The following is a 17,373-nucleotide window of genomic DNA, read 5'->3' as shown; positions in this document are numbered from 1 at the left end:
CTTCACATGCCGCTTGAGGGCCACGGTCCGGTAGCTCTCCTCCACCCACTCGCACAGCACCTCGGCGCTCGGCGACCCCTTCTCCCCCAGCGGTAGCCCGTCGTAGCCCGGCCGCACGCGCCGCCCGACCGGCCGTGGACGCGTGAGGACCCGGTGGCCGCCGGGCCACCGGGTCCTCACCGCTCATCGGGTCGGGTCACGCCGACCCCCGGGTCAGCAGGCGCCCTGGTCCTTCCAGACGCCCCAGTCACCGGTGGTGCCGGGCTCCTCGTTCTGCGTCCACCACTGGGCCTTCCAGTTGTGGCCCTTGTGCGAGACGACCGTGCCGCCGGTGTACGTCTGGCCCGCCACGTACGCCGGGTTGGCGCAGGTCCCGCCCGGAGGCGTGGTGGGCGGAGTGGTCGGAGGCGTCGTCGGCGGCGTGGTGGGCGGCGTGGTGGGCGGGGTCGTCGGGGGAGTCGTCGGCGGAGTGGTCGGGCCCCCCGGCTCGACCACCGTGGTGCCGCGCGCCAGGTCCCCGGCGATGCCGTAGGTCTTGCCGCCGAAGGTCACCGTCCAGTTGGACGGGGTGGAGGTCGGCAGGTAGTAGACGAAGTCCAGCTCCACCGAGGCCCCCGGGGCCAGCGTCTGCCAGGCCGGCAGCTTCAGCGAGACCCGGTTGTAGTCCCCCTTCAGCCCGCCCACGTTGCTCCCCGTGTGGTCGCTGCGGATGACCGTGGTGCCCCAGCCGGACTGGTCCTTGGCGTTGTTCGGCGCGGAGGAGGAGTAGTCGAACTGGAACTCCGTGCCGCCGGGCAGGGTGGCCGTGGTGTTGTTGGTGATCTTCAGCTTGGGGCTGATCGGGTAGTTCGAGTCGCCCAGGGGGAACTGGCCGAACTCGGTGTCCACCTTGATGGCCTCGGTCGGCATGGCGATGGTGGCGCGCTTGGCGCCGTACGGGGCGGCCGACTTGAACTTGTCGTACATCGCCGTGGTGAGCGTGCTGCCCATCTCGTACTGGCCCTTGGCGGAGTTGTAGGCGTAGTCGCCCGCCAGCTCCCAGACCATCGTGCCGCCGATGCCCTTGTTGACCACGTAGTCGGCCTTGGCGTTCACCGACTGCTCGTCCTCGGTGGAGAGGAACACCTTCTTCTGGTCGTTCCACAGCCACGGCGCGACCAGCGTCGCGTCGTACTTGCGGACGTAGGTGCCGGTCAGGGTGGTGTTCGCCGGGAAGCCGTACTTCGTGACGTAGTCGCCGACGACCCCCTTCTCCAGGTTCTTGGCGTGCCACATCGGGTTGGAGCCGGCCGGGGCCTCGACCCCGTTGGTGTCCAGGTCGTGCCAGAGGTTGTCGATGCCGACCGCGCCGTCACCGCACTTGGTCAGCCCCGCGCCCGCCGGGCAGTTGGTGGCCGGGGCCTTGCCCCAGAGGCCGTCCGTGCCGCCCTGGACGTTCTTGAACCCGCGGGTGTAGTACGGCAGGCCCATGTTGATCCGGCCGGCCGGCATCGAGCCGCGGAAGTAGTGGTAGGCCCAGTCGGAGTTCAGGTAGCCGATGCCGCCGTACTGGGAGGTCGAGTAGACGCCCGCGGAGGCCAGCTCGGCGTCCTTGCCGTCGTCGAAGAGCGAGGCGTTGGGGCCGACGTACTCGTTCCAGGCGCCGTGCAGGTCGTAGGACATGATGTTGACGTAGTCCAGGTACTTCTGCATCTGGAACGTCTCCATGCCCCGCAGCAGGTAGCCGGAGGAGGGGGCGGCGACGGAGAGCAGGTAGTGCTTGCCGTCTGCGGCGCCCGCGCGGTCGAGCTTCTCGCGCAGCGACTTCATGAGGGCGGCGTAGCCCTTGACCATGCCCGCGCGGCGGGCGTTGGAGAGCTGCCAGTCGAGCGGGTTGCCCGCGTCCTTCATGGTGGTCGGGTACTCGTAGTCGATGTCGACGCCGTTGAACCCGTACTTCCGGATGAAGTCGACGGAGGAGTTCGCGAAGGTGTCGATGCCGGCCTGGTTGACCGAGCCGTCGGCGTTGGTGGCCATGGAGTAGAAGCCGCCGGAGTTCACCCGGTTGCCGTCGTCGCCGAAGTAGCCGCCGGTCTCCGCCCAGCCGCCGACCGAGATCAGCGTCTTGACGTTCGGGTACTGCTTCTTGAACTTGGTCAGCTGGTTGAAGTGGCCCTTGTAGGGGAGCGCGGGGTCCATCTCCGCGCCCGCGACGCCCGGCCAGGTCATCCCGGTGGCGGCGTTGTTCGGGCTGTCCGCGCCGACCGACAGCTTGTTGTCGGAGCCGACGTGGCCGAAGGCGTAGTTGAGGTGGGTGACCTTGTCCCACGGGATGTTGCTGGCCAGGTAGGCCGGGGTGCCGTCCTTGCCGGTGCGCCAGCCGGTGAAGTAGCCGATCACCCGTCGCTGGTGGTCGGCGCCCATCTTCTCGCGGCCCGCGGCGTCGTAGACCGAGCAGTAGGGGACGTCCACGCCCGGAGTCTTGTAGAGCCCGTCGGGCCGACAGCTCTCGTTGTCGGCGGCATGTGAGACGCCTGCGGAGAGGCCGCCGACGAGCAGACCTGCGAGGGCGGCACCGGACGCGAGCAGCATGGTTCTGGTGCGCGTGGGGGACAGCATCGTGCCTCCTGGGGAGGGGAGGTAATCGGACACAACGTGCGTAAAAATGGCGCTGGTTGGCCCGTGACGTGCGCACATCTGCGGGCTGTCTCCCGGGGAAGATGAAGGGAACGTTAAGAGGACTAGACCACCCCGTCAATAGGTCTGGACCAAAGCTGAACCCTCGGGATGGTGCACCGATCGTTGGGCCGGACGGCGGCGCGAGAATGCGCCGAACGTGTGAGCCAGGCCACAACGACGTGCGCGCATGCCGTCGGATCACCCGTGGCACACTGGCCCTAGTACCAGTAGCAGCGCACTCCGGGGTCGGTGTAATTCCGAACCGGCGGTTATAGTCCGCGACCCGTCCGCATCCAGCGGCCGGTTGACCAGGTGAAATTCCTGGACCGACGGTTAAAGTCCGGATGGGAGGCAGTGCGCGGCGGGCCAGTCACCGGTACGCCGCCGTCGGCGGTTCGTCGGCGTAACCCCCAGGGGATACGTCTCGGGCGGACCGGAATCCCGGCCTCGGCGTCCCCGCGTGTACTGCCCGCTTCATCTGTCGTATCCCGACAGGCCCCGGAGTCCGTGCCCGATGAGGCAGGAGGACCCGGTGGCGGCACACGCCCACGCGAACGACGCGCATGACACGCACGCCATGCGGCGGGCCATCGAGCTGGCCGCCCGCGGCCTCGGTTTCACCAGCCCCAACCCCGTCGTCGGCTGCGTCATCGCCGACGCGTCGGGCCGGATCGTCGGCGAGGGCCTGCACGAGCGGGCCGGCGGCCCGCACGCCGAGGTGCACGCCCTGCGCGCCGCCGGGGACGCCGCCCGCGGCGCCACCGCGTACGTCACCCTCGAACCCTGCAACCACACCGGCCGTACGGGCCCCTGCGCCCGCGCGCTCATCGAGGCCGGGATCACCCGCGTCGTATACGCGGTCCCCGACCCGAACCCGCAGGCCAGCGGCGGCGCCGCCACCCTGCGGGGCGCCGGGATCGAGGTCCTGTCCGGGCTGCTGCGGGCCGAGGCCGAGGCCGGGAACCAGGCCTGGCTGACGTCCGTACGCCTGGGCCGCCCGTACGTCCTGTGGAAGTACGCCGCCACCCTGGACGGCCGCGTCGCCGCCGCCGACGGCACCAGCCGCTGGATCAGCGGCCCGGAGTCCCGCGCCGACGTCCACCGGCTGCGCGCCGAGGCCGACGCGGTCGTCGTCGGATCGGGCACCCTGCGCGCCGACGACCCGCACCTCGCGGTCCGCGGCGTCGAGGGCGCCCGCCAGCCCCTGCGCGTCGTCCTCGACACCCACGCCACCATCCGGCCCACCGCCCGGATCCTCGACGATGCCGCCCCCACCCTGGTGGCCGTCGCCGACGACGCCGACACCCGCCACCTCGCGGGCGTCGAGGTGGCCCGGCTGCCCCGCGACACGTCCGGCATCTCCGTGCGGGCGCTCCTCGCCGAGCTGTCCTCGCGCGGGGTGCGCTCCGTCCTCGTCGAAGGGGGTCCGACCCTGGCCGGCGCCTTCGTCGCCGCGGGAGCCGTCGACCGGGTCGTCGGCTACCTCGCCCCGGTCCTCCTCGGCGCGGGCCCCACCGCCCTCGCCGACGCCGGGATCACCACTCTCACCCAGGCCCTGCGCCTGGAGATCACCGAGGTGCTCCGCCTCGGTCCCGATCTGCGCGTCACCGCCGTCCCCACCGCTCACACCGCCCCCAAGGAGCACTGAGTGTTCACCGGAATCGTCGAAGAACTGGGCGAGGTCACCGCCGTCGAGCAGCTCGAGGAAGCCTCCCGCTTCCGGCTGCGCGGCCCCGTCGTCACCGAAGGCGCCAAGCACGGGGACTCGATCGCCGTCAACGGCGTCTGTCTGACGGTCGTGGAGACCGGGGAGGGCGAGTTCACCGCCGACGTCATGCAGGAGACCCTGAACCGTTCCAGCCTGGGCGCCCTGACCAAGGGCTCCCGGGTCAACCTGGAACGCCCGATGGCCCTCGGCGGCCGCCTCGGCGGACACCTGGTCCAGGGCCACGTGGACGGCACCGGCCGGATCGTCTCCCGCACCCCCTCCGAGCACTGGGAGATCGTCAAGGTCTCGCTGCCGCCCCGGCTGGCCCGGTACGTCGTCGAGAAGGGCTCGATCACGGTCGACGGCGTCAGCCTCACCGTGGTCGAGGCCGCGGCCGACTACTTCACCCTCAGCCTCATCCCCACCACGCTCAACCTGACCACGCTCGGCATCAAGGAGCCCGGCGACCCGGTCAACCTGGAGGTCGACGTCCTCGCAAAGTACGTCGAGCGCCTCCTGGCGGCGGGCGTCGACCCGCTGACCGCCACCACCCCCGACACGACGCACGGCACGGACGAGAAGGAGACGGACCGGTGAGCGCGCTCTCCTGGCTCAACACCGAGGCCTTCGCGGTCTTCGGCCAGAAGGTCATCTGGTCCGACATGATCGGCAACCTGATCGGCCTGGCGGCCCTCGCCCTCGGCTGGCGCCGCTCCATATGGAGCTGGCCCGCCCAGCTGCTCTCCGGCCTGATCCTGGTCGGCGCCTACGCCACCGCCCACCTCGCGGGCGGCGTCGGCAAGCAGCTCCTGGTCATCGCCGTGGCCGTCTGGGGCTGGCGCGCCTGGCAGAGCGGGAAGCGGCAGGCCCAGGACGGCTCGATCGCCGTCCGCATGGCCACCTGGACCGAGCGCGGGCTGCTCCTGGGCGGCGCGGCCCTCGGCACCGCCGCGGTCGGCGGCCTCTTCACCCTCGTCCCCTCGCTCTCCTGGAGCCCGTGGGCGGACGCCTACATCTTCGTCGGCACGATCGTGGCGATGGTCGCCCAGGCCCGCGGTCTGGTCGAGTTCTGGTTCGCCTGGCTCCTCGTCGACGTCGTCGGCGTTCCGCTCGCATTCCAGAGCGGTCTGGTCTTCTCGGGCCTCGTCTACGTCGTGTACTTCGCCCTCGTCGTCTGGGGCGCCACCGACTGGTACCAGCGCTCGCGCACCACCACCGACAGCCCGGCCCTGGAAGGAGCAACGGCATGACACTCAAGCCCGTGCCCAACGAGAGCGACGGCGAGACCGAGACCTTCCGGCTCGACCCCGTCGAACAGGCCGTCCGCGACATCGCGGCGGGCCGCCCGGTCGTCGTGGTGGACGACGAGAACCGCGAGAACGAGGGCGACCTCGTCATCGCCGCCGAGATGGCCACCCCCGAGATCGTCGCGTTCATGATGAGCGAGTGCCGCGGCCTGATCTGCGCGCCCATGGAGGGTCCCGAGCTGGACCGCCTGGAACTGCCGCAGATGGTCACGCACAACACCGAGTCGATGCAGACCGCCTTCACCGTCTCCGTCGACGCGAGCGCCGCCCACGGCGTCTCCACCGGCATCTCCGCCGCCGACCGCGCCACCACCCTGCGGCTGCTGGCGAGCGGCGCGAGCACCCCGGGCGACTTCGTCCGCCCGGGCCACGTCTTCCCCCTGCGCGCCAAGCCCGGCGGCGTCCTGGTCCGCAACGGCCACACCGAGGCCGCGGTCGACCTCGCCCGCCTCGCGGGGCTGCGCCCGGCGGGCGCGATCGTCGAGATCGCCGGTGAGGACGGGGTCATGCTCCGGCTGCCGGAGCTGATCCCCTTCGCCCGCAAGCACGGCCTGACGATCATCTCCATCGAGGACCTGGTCGCCTACCGCCGCTCCGCCGAGCCCACCGTGCGCCGCGAGGCCGAGGTCAACCTGCCGACCTCGTTCGGTCACTTCACGGCGTACGGCTACCGCTCCACCGTCGACGGGGTCGAGCACATCGCCCTGGTCCACGGGGACATCGGGGACGGCCGCGACGTCCTGGCCCGGATGCACTCCGAGTGCCTGACCGGCGACATCTTCCAGTCCCAGCGCTGCGACTGCGGCCCCCAGCTGCACGCCTCCATGGAGCGGATCAAGGCCGAGGGCCGCGGGGTCGTCGTCTACCTGCGCGGCCACGAGGGCCGCGGCATCGGCCTGCTGGCCAAGCTGCGGGCGTACGAACTCCAGGAGCGCGGCCGCGACACCCTGGACGCCAACCTGGAACTCGGCCTGCCCGCCGACGCCCGCGACTACGGGGCGGGCGCGCAGATCCTCGCCGACCTGGGGGTCCGCAGCACCCGCCTGATGACCAACAACCCGCAGAAGGCCGACGCCCTGGTCAGCCACGGCATCGAGGTCGTCAGCCGGGAGGGCATGCCGACCGAGACCGGCGAACACAACCTGCGGTACCTGCGCACCAAGCGGGACCGGATGGGCCACGACCTGCCCTGGCTGGACGGCGTGTCGACCGTCTCGGCCTGCGGCAACCAGTAACACCTGTACCTGACCTGTGAACCACCCGTAACAAGAACCAACGCACCGAGGAGAGCTGTGAGCGGCAAGGGCGCACCCGAACTGAGCGTGAAGAACTGCGGAGACCTCCGGGTGGCCGTGATCGCGGCCCAGTGGCACGAGAAGGTCATGGACGGCCTCGTCGACGGCGCCCTGCGCGCCCTGCACGAGCTGGGCATCGACGAGCCCACCCTGCTGCGCGTCCCGGGCAGCTTCGAGCTGCCGGTCGTGGCGAAGGTGCTCGCCGGACGCGGCTACGATGCCATCGTCGCCCTCGGAGTGGTCATCCGCGGCGGCACCCCGCACTTCGAGTACGTGTGCCAGGGCGTCACCCAGGGCCTGGTGCAGGTATCGCTCGACACCGGAGTCCCCGTCGGCTTCGGCGTACTGACCTGCGACACGGACGAGCAGGCGCTCGACCGCGCCGGACTCGAAGGGTCGAACGAGGACAAGGGGCACGAAGCGGTCACCGCCGCCGTCGCCACCGCCATGACCCTGCGCACCGTCAGCGAACCCTGGCGCTGATCAGCGGCGGCAGACCCCTTATTCTGAGGACCATCATGGCGAACACACCCTCCAAGAGCTTCGAAGAGCTTTTCACCGAGCTCCAGCTCAAGGCCGCCAACGGCGACCCCAGCACCTCCCGTACCGCCGAGCTGGTCGCCAAGGGCGTCCATGCCATCGGCAAGAAGGTCGTCGAGGAGGCCGCCGAAGTCTGGATGGCCGCCGAGTACGAGGGCAAGGAAGCCGCCGCCGAGGAGATCTCCCAGCTGCTCTACCACGTCCAGGTGATGATGGTGGCGCGCGGGATCTCCCTCGACGACGTCTACTCCCACCTCTGAGCCGCCGAGCCGCCGGTCCCTGAGCACACCGCACGCACCCACCCTTTTCGCACCTACGCACCAAAGGAAGACCCATGCTGCGCATCGCCGTCCCCAACAAGGGTTCCCTCTCCGGACCGGCGTCGGCGATGCTCCATGAGGCCGGCTACCGGATGCGCAAGGAGTCCAAGGAGCTCGTGGTCGTCGACCCCGAGAACGAGGTGGAGTTCTTCTACCTCCGCCCCAAGGACATCGCGATCTACGTGTCGTCCGGCAAGCTCGACATCGGCATCACCGGCCGCGACCTGCTGCTCGACTCCGGCGCCAGCGCCGAGGAGATCCTGCCGCTGAACTTCGGCCGGTCCACCTTCCGCTACGCCACCATCCCCGGCACGGCGAAGGGCCCCGAGGACTTCACCGGGATGACGATCGCCACCTCGTACGAGGGAATCGTCGCCAAGCACCTCGCCGAGCAGGGCATCGACGCCTCCGTCGTGCACCTCGACGGCGCGGTCGAGACCGCCATCCAGCTCGGCGTCGCCCAGATCATCGCGGACGTCGTCGAGACCGGCACCAGCCTGCGCAACGCGGGCCTGGAGGTCATCGGAGAGCCGATCATGACCTCCGAGGCCGTGGTCATCCGGGGCAGTGCCACCAGCGCCGACGACCCGCGGGCCCAGCAGTTCCTGCGCCGCCTCCAGGGCGTCCTGGTGGCCCGCAGCTACGTGATGATGGACTACGACTGCCGCGCCGAGCACCTCGAGCGCGCGGTGGCCCTCACCCCGGGCCTGGAGTCGCCGACGGTCTCCCCGCTGCACAACGAGGGCTGGGTCGCCGTCCGCGCCATGGTCCCGGCCAAGGAGGCCCAGCGGATCATGGACGACCTGTACGAGCTGGGCGCGCGCGCGATCCTCACCACCTCGATCCACGCCTGCCGCCTCTGACGGGCCGGTCAGCCTCCGGCACGTCTCTCCGTACGTCCTTTCGTAGAACCGAGCACCCCATGAGCGAGTCCGCCGCCCCGCCCGCACTGCCCGCCCTGCCGGTCACCTTCCGGCCGACCCGCACCCGGGTGGTCCTGCTGGGCGTCGGGCTCGTCATGTTCCTCACCATCTCGGCGATCGGCCTGCTCCTGGAGGACCTCGGGGGCGGCGAGCGGCTCAGCTTCGTCGTCACCGCCGCCCTGTTCGCCTCCGTCCTCGTGCTGCTCAGCCGCCCCAAGGTGGTCGCGGACGAGAGCGGCGTCACCGTCGTCAACCTCACCACCACCCGGCGGCTGGAATGGGCGCAGATCCTGCGCGTGAACCTCCGGCCGGGCGACCCGTGGGTGTTCCTCGACCTGAACGACGGAACCAGCCTGCCCGCCCTCGGGATCCAGCCCGGAGTGGCCAAGCAGCAGGCGATCGGCGACGCCCGGGCGCTGCGCGCGCTGGCCGAGAACCACGGAAGCGGCCCGCGCGAGAGCTGAGTGCCATTGCGGCCAGGATCTCAATGACTACCCTGGTGGTCGGGCGCACGCACGCGCCCTCCCACCGGCCCCGGGACAACGCGGCCCGTGGGTACCTGCGACTTGAGGAGTGACTCCCTCCAGCAATGGACGGATCGTCCGGTAGTACACGCGCCGCCCTCCCCCCGGAGGCGGCGGCATGACCACCCCGCTACTTCTGCTCGTGGCGGCTTTCGCCCTGATCCTCGCCAACGGTTTCTTCGTGGCGGCCGAATTCGGCCTCGTCACGGTGGAGAGACCCGAGGCCGAACGCGCCGCCGCCGACGGCGACAAACGCGCCCGTACGGTCGTCAAGGCCCTGCGGGAGCTGTCGTTCCAGCTTTCCGGAACCCAGCTCGGCATCACCCTCACCTCCCTCGTGGTCGGCATGCTCGCCGAACCCGCCCTCGCCGGGCTGCTGACCGGGCCGCTCACCGCGACCGGACTGCCCCGCGGGGCCGTGACCGGGATCGCCGTCGTCACCGGCATGCTGCTCGCCTCCGCCGTCCAGATGGTCGTCGGCGAGCTGGTCCCGAAGAACTGGGCGGTCTCCCGGCCGCTCCAGGTGGCCCGCATCGTGGCCGGTCCCCAGGACGTCTTCTCCCGCGCCTTCCGGCCGGTCATCGCCGGCCTCAACGCCGTCGCCAACCGGCTCGTGCGGGCGCTGGGCGTGGAACCCACCGACGAGATGGCCTCCGCCCGCACCCCGGGCGAACTGGTCTCCCTGGTCCGCCATTCGGCCCAGGCGGGCGCCCTGGAACAGGACACCGCCGACCTGTTCGTACGGACCCTCTCGCTCGGCGACCTGACCGCCCAGCACGTCATGACCCCCCGGGTGAAGGTCAGTGCCCTCCAGCACACCGCCACCGCGGCCGACGTGCTCAACCTGACCCGCGCCACCGGCCTGTCCCGCTTCCCGGTCTACCGCGAGCGCATCGACGAGGTCACCGGCGTGGTCCACCTCAAGGACGCCCTCGCCGTGCCCGAGTCCGAGCGCGCCCGCACCACCGTGGGCCGGATCTGTGTCGCCCCGCTGCTGGTGCCCGGCTCCCTGCCGGTGCAGCCGCTGCTGGAGCGGCTGCGCAGCGAACAGCCGATGGCCGTCGTCGTCGACGAGTACGGCGGCACCGCCGGAGTCGTCACCCTGGAGGACATCGTGGAGGAACTCGTCGGCGAGGTCCGCGACGAGCACGACCTCGCCGAGGACGACGGTCCGGAGCTGGCCGCCGTACCCGCCGAGGACGGCCGTCCCTCCTGGGAGGCCGACGGCAGCTGCCGCGTCCACACCCTGCGGCGGATAGGCCTCGAGGTGCCCGAAGGGCCCTACGAGACCGTCGCCGGACTGGTCGCCGACCTGCTCGGCCGGATCCCCGCCCCCGGGGACCGGGCCGAACTGCCCGGCTGGAAGCTCTCCGTCCGCCAGGTCGGCCGCTACCGCGCCGAACGGGTCCGTCTCGTCCGTACGTCCGACAGCGCCACCGGGGCGGACTCCGCCGCCGGATCCTCCGGCCAAGGCGGCAGCGGCGGCAGCAGCGGCGGCGGCGGTTCCGACGCCGACGGCCGCCGTGAGATGGCGGTCCTGCGGTGAACGCGCTCCAACTGCTCTTCGCCCTGCTCCTCGTCCTGGCCAACGGGTTCTTCGTCGGCGCCGAGTTCGCGCTCGTCTCCGTCCGCCGCAGCCAGATCGAACCCCTGGCGGCCTCCTCCAAGCGGGCCCGCCAGGTGCTGCACGGGCTGGAGAACCTGCCCCGGATGATGGCCGCGGCCCAGTTCGGCATCACCGTCTGCTCCCTCACCCTCGGAGCGGTCGCCGAACCCACCGTGGCCCGGCTCCTGGAGCCGCTCTTCGCGGCCGCGCGGGTCCCGCACGGCCTGGTCCACCCCCTCGGGTACGCCTTCGCGCTGGCCGCGGTGGTCTTCCTGCACCTGGTCATCGGCGAGATGGTCCCCAAGAACCTCGCCATGGCCGCCCCGGAGAAGACCGCCCTGTGGTTCAGCCCCGGCCTGGTGGCCTTCGCCCGTCTGTGCGGGCCGGTCACCACGGCGCTGGGCGCCTGCGCGACCCTGGTGCTGCGCCTGTTCAAGGTGGAGCCCAAGGACGAGGTGGAGGCCGTCTACACCAGGGCCCAGCTCGGCCGGCTCGTCGAGGACTCCCGGCAGGCCGGACTCCTGGCACCGGGTGAGCAGGAGCGCCTGGAGGACGCGCTGGAGCTGGGCAGCCGCCCGGTCACCGACGTCCTGCTCGGCCGCGACGGCCTGGTGACGGTCACCCCCGCGGTGACCCCCCGCCAGATCGAGCAGCTGACCGTGCGCACCGGTTACTCGCGCTTCCCGGTCCGCTCGGACAGCGGCACCTTCATGGGCTACGTCCACGTCAAGGACGTGCTCGACCTGGAACACCGGGAAGGGGCCGTCCCCCAGCGGGTCTGGCGGCGGATGACCACGCTGTGCTCGACCCTCCCGCTGGACGACGCGCTGAGCGTCATGCGCCGGGACGCCACCCATCTGGCGCAGGTCGCGGACCCCGCGGGGCGCGTGCTCGGTCTGGTCGCCCTGGAGGACGTACTGGAGAAACTGGTCGGCGAGGTGCGCGATCCCGCGCACCGCACGACCGCCCCGCCGGTCCGGCGCCCCGAACAGGCGCTCGCCCGCTAGCGCGGTGTCCCGGCCCGCCGTCCCCGCTACATGGGGGGCGGCGGGTCCGGGCGGCCCCGGTCCTGCGGACCGCGGCCCGACAGGACCTCGCCGTACGCCTGCATCAGGTCCGCCAGGCGCAGCGTCGACAGGTCCTCCCGGGACGGGGTCAGCGCGTACCCGGCCAGGCGCAGGTCCCGGTAGGCGCAGCTCTTCTCGTACAGGGTGCGCAGGAAGCGGCCGTTGCCCAGCTCGTCGATCCAGCCCTGCTCCACCACGTGCCCGCTGATGCTGCGCAGCTCCTCCAGGGCCTCCTCGTCCCAGCGGTCCCCGTTCGCGTCCGCCAGCACCCCGCCGATCGCCGTCAGTTCCAGGGGGCGGTAGCTGGGGAAGTCCACCCGGGTGGTGAACCGCGAGGACAGCCCCGGATTGGTCGCCAGCAGCCGGTCCATGCCCGCCGGATAGCCCGCGAGGATCACCACCAGGTGGTCCCGGTTGTCCTCGGCCCGCTTGAGCAGCACCTGGAGCGCCTCGTCGCCATAGGCGTCGCCCTTGCTGTACCCGGAGTTGGAGAGGCTGTAGGCCTCGTCCACGAAGAGCACCCCGCCGATCGCCGAATCGATCAGCTCGTTGGCCTTGACGGCGGTCTGCCCGAGGAACTCGCCCACCAGGTCCGCCCGCTGGGCCTCCACCAGGTGATCGCCGCCGAGCAGCCCGAGGGCGTAGAACACCCGGCCCAGGATCCGGGCCACGGTCGTCTTGCCCGTGCCGGAGGGCCCGGAGAAGACGAAGTGCCGTTTCGGCGGCTGCACCGGCAGCCCCTGCCCGGCCCGCAGCCGGGCCATGTGCAGCTGCGCCGAGAGGGCCTTGACCTGGCGCTTGACCGGCTCCAGCCCCACCATCCGCTCCAGTTCGGCGAGCGCCTCGGCGAGCAGCGCCGGATCGGCCGGCCCGGCCGGCAGCTCCGGCGGCGCGGCCTGCGGCGGTACGCCCGCCCGGTGCCGTACGCCGTCCATGCGTCCGGTGGCGCCGGGCCCCGGCCCCGCCGGGCCGTCCGGCACACCGGCGCCCGCAGCGAAGCGGGTCTCCGGCGGCTCGGACGAGAGCAGTGCGTCCGCCTCGGCCTGCCCGTCCGCCGCGATGTCCTGCCCGAGGCCGCCGCCCAGCGCCACGGCGGCGAAGTCCCCGCCCGCCGCGGCGAATCCGTACGCCTCCGCGCCGCCCAGCCCGTCCAGACCGTCGTTCTCGGAGATCGCGGTCAGCCGGGCCGCGGTGTCCATGAAGGCCGGGTCCACCCGGTGCACGGCCCGGTACAGCGGCAGCGCCGCCGCGCTGCGCCCGGTGCCCTCGTGCGCCCGGGCCAGCCAGTACCGCAGCTCCTTGCGCTGCGGCTGCTCGCTGCGGCAGCGCATCAGGGCCGCCGACAGCATCGGCTCCGCCTGCCCGTACATCTCGAGGCGGACCCGCGCCATCCCGCCGAACAGGCCCGCCTCGATGCCGAGCAGCGGATCGTCCACGAGCGGCTCGGTGTGCCGCACCAACTGGTCCCAGTCCTTGACCAGATAGGACCGGCAGGCGTGCAGGAAGCGCACCTGGGGGTCGGTGTCGACCGGCGGCAGCGCGGCCAGCGCCTGGTCCAGCTCGGGCACGTGGCGCCCGTCCAGCCAGTGCGAGGCGTGCGCGAGCAGCAGATCGCGCTTGCTCTCCAGCACGGGCTGGACCCACCAGCCCAGCCAGTACCAGGAGTTGAGCGTGCGCCGGTGCCGGGCGCGCTGCTCCCCGAAGCGGTCCCGATGGGCGTACATGCGCAATAAGGCGTTGGTGGTGTCCACCCGTAGCGCGTGCAGTCCCAGCCAGCCGTCGGCCATCGCGGGATCGAGCAGTACGGCCGCCCGGAACTCCTCCTCGGCCTGCGGGTAGGCGCCCATCGTGCAGGCGTCCACTCCGCGCAGCCAGGCGAGTTCGGCCGGGGCGTAGGCGCTGCCTCGCGCGGCGAAGTCCATCACGTCCCCCACAAGCCTGCCCCCGTGGTGCGCGGCAACCCCCGTGTCGTGTACGCGAGTTGCCCCATGCGCCGATGAAATCAGGGTCGCATCGTACCTGCGGTCCCGGACCTTACGTAGGGTGCGGTGGACACGTGTCGGTGGTGCGCCCTGGGCGCAAGTTTTCACGGAGAGTGAAGGTTTGCGAGGGGATCGGCGCCCGGGGACCCCCGCGGGGGAGCCGTCCCGGGGCAGAACGAAGCCCCCGGTCACGGGGGAACAACCGGGGGCTTCGCGTCTGTGGCGGCCCTGAAAACCGCTCATTCAGAACGTAACGCCGCTGTGGCTACCAGGTCAAGCGGCCCGGGGCGACGCCCGGAGGGGGGATATCGCGGCCCGGCCGGGCTCGGGTCAGGGCCGGGGGAGTTCGTCACTGCCGGTGACGAAACCGGCTCCCTGGGCGGTCGCATCCGCCCCGGAAGACCACTCGTATCCCGTACCGCTCTGCCGCACCAACGTGTGCGCGAAGGGGCGCGAAGGGTCGTCCGCGAAGTGCGCGCGCTCCGCGCGCTCCCATCCGTCCCAGAAGAGTGACAGTTCGCGCCCGTCCCGGTTCCGCCCGCGCCCCCAGGACTGCTCCCGGGGCATTTCCATCCACATCAGGCGCGCCAGGAACGGCCGCAGCGCCCGCCGGCCCGCGCCCACGCCCTCGACCAGCAGTACCAGCGCCGGTTCCAGCACCCGCTCGGGTCCGAACCGGCGCGCCACCCAGTCGTACGGCGCCCAGTGCGCCGCCCGCCCGGCCGCCAGCGGGTCGAGCACCTGGGCGCGCAGCCGCTCCGTCCAGTCGAACAGCTCCTCGTGCGTGGCCACGTCGTCGAGGTGCAGGACGGGCGCCCCGCCCAGGGCCCCGGCCAGCCGCCCGGCGAAGGTGCTCTTGCCGGACCCGGCGTGCCCGTCGATGCCGATCACCCGGACGGGGCCCAGGGACGGGGGCAGGGCGGCGAGTTCACGGGCGAGCGGGGCGAGCGGCGCGTGCGGGGCGAGGGGGCCGGGCGGGATCGGTGGTTCCACTCCGCCAGCCTACGGCGGCGCGCGACACGGACCCGGCACCCTGGCCCCGGCCCCCCGGGAGCTGGGAGGCTGGCCGGGCCACACCGCGCGGCCGGACAGGGCCGCGCCACCGCACGCCCGCCCGCACCACTGGGGGTTCCCGCCCATGACCGCACCCACCCCGCGCCGGGCCGTCCTCGCGGCGGCCCTCGCCGCCGCCACGGCCGCCACCGTCCCCGCCGCCTCCGCCGCCTCCGCCGCGACCGCGGCCACCCCGAAGGGCGCCGGGGGAGCCGGGGCCCCGGGCCGGACGGTGGACAACCGGTTCTGGTACTCGTACGGACACTGGCGGGCCGGGACCCACCGGGGGACCGCCGCGGCCGCCGGCCCGCGCCCGGGGCTGCGGATCGCCGTCCCCGCCGGGCGCACCGAGTACGCCGACCCGCACACGGGGAAGAAGGGCACCTGGGAGTACGCGACCTGGACCTCCCCGGTGCACCGCCCCGCCGTCCCCGCCACCGAGGCCATCGCCTCCTGGAACGCCCTCACTCCCGCCGGGACCTGGATCCAGACCGAGCTGCGCCCGACCTACACCGACGGCGTCACGGGCCCCTGGTACGTGATGGGCCGCTGGGCCTCCGGCGACGGCGACATCCGGCGCACCTCCGTGGACGGCCAGACCGACGGCACCTCCACCGTCTGGACCGACACCCTCGCCCTCGACGGCTCCGCGCGCACGAGGGGCCTGCGGATCGGCGCGTGGCAGCTGCGCCTGACCCTCCACCGCCGTCCCGGCGCCCCGCTCGGGCCGGAGGTCCGGCTGGCGGGGGTGATGGCCTCGGACGTCCCCGACCGCTTCACGGTGCCCGCCTCGGTCCCCGGAACGGCCCGGGAGCTGGCCGTCCCGCGCTACTCGCAGGAGATCCACACCGGTCAGTACCCCGAATACGACAACGGCGGCGAGGCCTGGTGCAGCCCCACCTCCTCGCAGATGATCATCGAGTACTGGGGCCGCAAGCCCAGCGCCTCCGCCCTGGCGTGGGTCAGGAAGGAGTACGCCGACCCGCAGGTCTGCCACGCGGCCCGCGCCACCTACGACTCCGCCTACAAGGGCTGCGGCAACTGGCCCTTCAACGCCGCCTACGCCGCCACCTACCCCGGCCTCGCGGGCGTGGTGACCCGGCTCGGCTCCCTCGCCGATGTGGAGACGCTGATCGCGGCGGGCATCCCGGTCATCACCTCCCAGTCCTTCCGCGAGGGGGAACTCACCGGAGCGGGCTACGGCACGGCGGGCCACCTGATGACCGTCATCGGCTTCACGGCCACCGGCGACGTCATCGCCAACGACCCCAACTCGCCCTCGAATCCGGCGGTGCGCCGCGTCTACCGGCGGCGCGAGTGGGAGAACGTATGGCTGCGCACCAAGCGCTACCACGCCTCCGGCAAGGTCGTCTCCGGCAGCGGCGGCATCTGCTACCTCTACGCGCCGGCCGATCCGAACACGACACAACTGCGAGCCCTGCAAGCGGTCGGCGTGCTGTGAAGGACGCGTTCCGCAGCCCGCCGTAACGGGGGCCCGGTAGCGGTTTCCCATGGGGTCGAATGGGAACATAATCGGTTAAAGGGTACATAAAGGCTCCCCGTAGGAGGCGGCCCGCCATGACCACCCACCCGAACATCGAGATGCACCCCGACCTCGCCGAGATGCGCACCCGCTTCGAGCGGGTCACCGCCACCCCGCGCGCCCAGGCCGTGGAGGCCCTGGCGCTCGTCACCGGCCTGTACATCGCGGCCTCGCCCTGGATCACGGGGTTCAGCGGCCTGTCCGCGCTGGCGATCACGAACTTGATCGCGGGCCTCGCCTACTGCCTGTGCATGGGCGGACTCGGCTCCGCGTACGAACGCACCCACGCGATGGCCTGGACCGCCGTGGCCATCGCGGCCTTCACCATCGTCGCCCCCTGGGTGATCGTGGGCGAGGCCGACACCACCCGGACCGTGGTCAGCAACTGCGTCGCGGGCGGCATCGCCCTGGTGCTGGCCTGCGCCATGTCGGGCATGGCCGGGCGGGAGCGCCCGCGGGCCGGCGTCTGACCCGCCGGTCCGCCGTGGCCCCCCGAGCGGCGGGTCAGGGAAGGAACCGGTCCCGGAACACCGGGTCCCGGCCGCACGGGCGGCCGGGGCCCGGTGGCGTGACGCGCGCCACCCGTGACCCTCGTCTCTACCGCGAAGGCGGGGAACGCTGTCACATTGGACGGTATGACCGCACACACCGCCGCTCTGACCTCCCGTGCCCGCGACCTCGTCCGCACCGGTGGCCCCAAGGACGATTCCGCCTGGCTGGAGCACGTGCTCGGCTGGACCCTGGTGGTCGTCATCGCCATGTTCGTCACCCAGACCGGCTGGTTGTGACCGTCGCCGCGCCGGTCCCGTCCCGCGGGTCCGACTCCACCGCACCGGTCCCGACGGCG

The 17,373-nt window shown here is 72.2% G+C and carries 16 protein-coding genes, 1 pseudogene and 1 riboswitch; of the genes and pseudogenes, 13 read left to right on the top strand and 4 right to left on the bottom strand.

The features are described from left to right. Window positions 1–180: pseudogene (locus ABT084_RS29615) on the bottom strand (hypothetical protein); the annotation flags it as partial. Between the two features lie 33 nt (window positions 181–213). After that, window positions 214–2,598: a chitinase C-terminal domain-containing protein gene (locus tag ABT084_RS29610; protein ID WP_351050257.1), complete on the bottom strand. Its 2,385-nt coding sequence runs from the start codon at window positions 2,596–2,598 to the stop codon at window positions 214–216. Window positions 2,599–2,889: 291 nt separating this feature from the next. Then, a riboswitch (FMN riboswitch) is annotated at window positions 2,890–3,020 on the top strand. Between the two features lie 152 nt (window positions 3,021–3,172). On the opposite strand from ABT084_RS29610, the gene ribD reads away from it, so the two are divergent. The 10 genes from ribD to ABT084_RS29560 all read left to right on the top strand — a co-directional run bounded on the left by ribD (window position 3,173) and on the right by ABT084_RS29560 (window position 11,888). Then, window positions 3,173–4,306 (top strand): bifunctional diaminohydroxyphosphoribosylaminopyrimidine deaminase/5-amino-6-(5-phosphoribosylamino)uracil reductase RibD, encoded by a 1,134-nt coding sequence (gene ribD / locus ABT084_RS29605; RefSeq protein ID WP_351050254.1) that lies wholly within the window; start codon window positions 3,173–3,175, stop codon window positions 4,304–4,306. Further along, window positions 4,307–4,963, top strand: coding sequence for a riboflavin synthase (locus ABT084_RS29600; RefSeq protein ID WP_351050252.1), 657 nt, complete (start codon window positions 4,307–4,309; stop codon window positions 4,961–4,963). Next, a complete protein-coding gene (locus ABT084_RS29595; RefSeq protein WP_351050249.1) occupies window positions 4,960–5,616 on the top strand; it encodes a nicotinamide mononucleotide transporter family protein in 657 nt (218 codons plus the stop codon). Before ABT084_RS29600 ends, ABT084_RS29595 begins: the two co-directional genes overlap by 4 nt. Then, the gene (locus ABT084_RS29590) at window positions 5,613–6,908 is read left to right on the top strand and encodes a bifunctional 3,4-dihydroxy-2-butanone-4-phosphate synthase/GTP cyclohydrolase II (protein ID WP_351050248.1); all 1,296 of its coding nucleotides are present in this window, start codon (window positions 5,613–5,615) and stop codon (window positions 6,906–6,908) included. Before ABT084_RS29595 ends, ABT084_RS29590 begins: the two co-directional genes overlap by 4 nt. A gap of 57 nt (window positions 6,909–6,965) precedes the next feature. Beyond that, window positions 6,966–7,451, top strand: a complete 486-nt coding sequence (gene ribH / locus ABT084_RS29585) for a 6,7-dimethyl-8-ribityllumazine synthase (RefSeq protein WP_351050245.1) — start codon at window positions 6,966–6,968, stop codon at window positions 7,449–7,451. Between the two features lie 35 nt (window positions 7,452–7,486). Next, window positions 7,487–7,768 carry a phosphoribosyl-ATP diphosphatase gene (locus tag ABT084_RS29580; protein ID WP_351050242.1) on the top strand — a complete coding sequence of 94 codons (282 nt, stop codon included), beginning with the start codon at window positions 7,487–7,489 and terminating at the stop codon, window positions 7,766–7,768. A gap of 74 nt (window positions 7,769–7,842) precedes the next feature. Further along, window positions 7,843–8,691, top strand: coding sequence for an ATP phosphoribosyltransferase (gene hisG, locus ABT084_RS29575; protein ID WP_351050239.1), 849 nt, complete (start codon window positions 7,843–7,845; stop codon window positions 8,689–8,691). A 59-nt stretch (window positions 8,692–8,750) separates the two neighbouring features. Further along, window positions 8,751–9,215: a PH domain-containing protein gene (locus ABT084_RS29570; protein ID WP_351050236.1), complete on the top strand. Its 465-nt coding sequence runs from the start codon at window positions 8,751–8,753 to the stop codon at window positions 9,213–9,215. 178 nt (window positions 9,216–9,393) lie between these two features. Then, the gene (locus ABT084_RS29565; protein WP_351050234.1) at window positions 9,394–10,821 is read left to right on the top strand and encodes a hemolysin family protein; all 1,428 of its coding nucleotides are present in this window, start codon (window positions 9,394–9,396) and stop codon (window positions 10,819–10,821) included. Continuing rightward, window positions 10,818–11,888 (top strand): hemolysin family protein, encoded by a 1,071-nt coding sequence (locus tag ABT084_RS29560; RefSeq protein WP_351050232.1) that lies wholly within the window; start codon window positions 10,818–10,820, stop codon window positions 11,886–11,888. The genes ABT084_RS29565 and ABT084_RS29560 overlap by 4 nt, the downstream gene beginning before the upstream one ends. A 26-nt stretch (window positions 11,889–11,914) precedes the next feature. On the opposite strand, the gene ABT084_RS29555 is transcribed toward ABT084_RS29560, so the two are convergent. Next, complete coding sequence (locus ABT084_RS29555; protein ID WP_351050229.1) at window positions 11,915–13,870, bottom strand: AAA family ATPase; 1,956 nt, start codon at window positions 13,868–13,870, stop codon at window positions 11,915–11,917. A 390-nt stretch (window positions 13,871–14,260) separates the two neighbouring features. Continuing rightward, window positions 14,261–14,923, bottom strand: a complete 663-nt coding sequence (locus ABT084_RS29550; protein WP_502969225.1) for a uridine kinase family protein — start codon at window positions 14,921–14,923, stop codon at window positions 14,261–14,263. Window positions 14,924–15,068: 145 nt separating this feature from the next. On the opposite strand from ABT084_RS29550, the gene ABT084_RS29545 reads away from it, so the two are divergent. The 3 genes from ABT084_RS29545 (at window position 15,069) to ABT084_RS29535 (ending at window position 17,314) form a co-directional block, all read left to right on the top strand. After that, entirely contained in the window at window positions 15,069–16,445 is a 1,377-nt protein-coding gene (locus tag ABT084_RS29545) for a C39 family peptidase (protein ID WP_351050226.1), read from the top strand. A 116-nt stretch (window positions 16,446–16,561) separates the two neighbouring features. After that, on the top strand, window positions 16,562–16,996 hold the full coding sequence (locus ABT084_RS29540) for an SPW repeat protein (RefSeq protein ID WP_351050224.1): 435 nt from the start codon (window positions 16,562–16,564) through the stop codon (window positions 16,994–16,996). 165 nt (window positions 16,997–17,161) lie between these two features. Then, the gene (locus ABT084_RS29535) at window positions 17,162–17,314 is read left to right on the top strand and encodes an SCO1431 family membrane protein (protein WP_351050221.1); all 153 of its coding nucleotides are present in this window, start codon (window positions 17,162–17,164) and stop codon (window positions 17,312–17,314) included. Window positions 17,315–17,373 lie beyond the last annotated feature (59 nt).

Origin of the sequence: Streptomyces sp. NPDC002138, from assembly GCF_040296485.1 — a bacterium.
Lineage (GTDB): Bacteria > Actinomycetota > Actinomycetes > Streptomycetales > Streptomycetaceae > Streptomyces.
The sequence above is the reverse complement of the archived record's forward strand: the minus strand, read 5'-3'. Positions and strand labels throughout refer to the sequence as shown.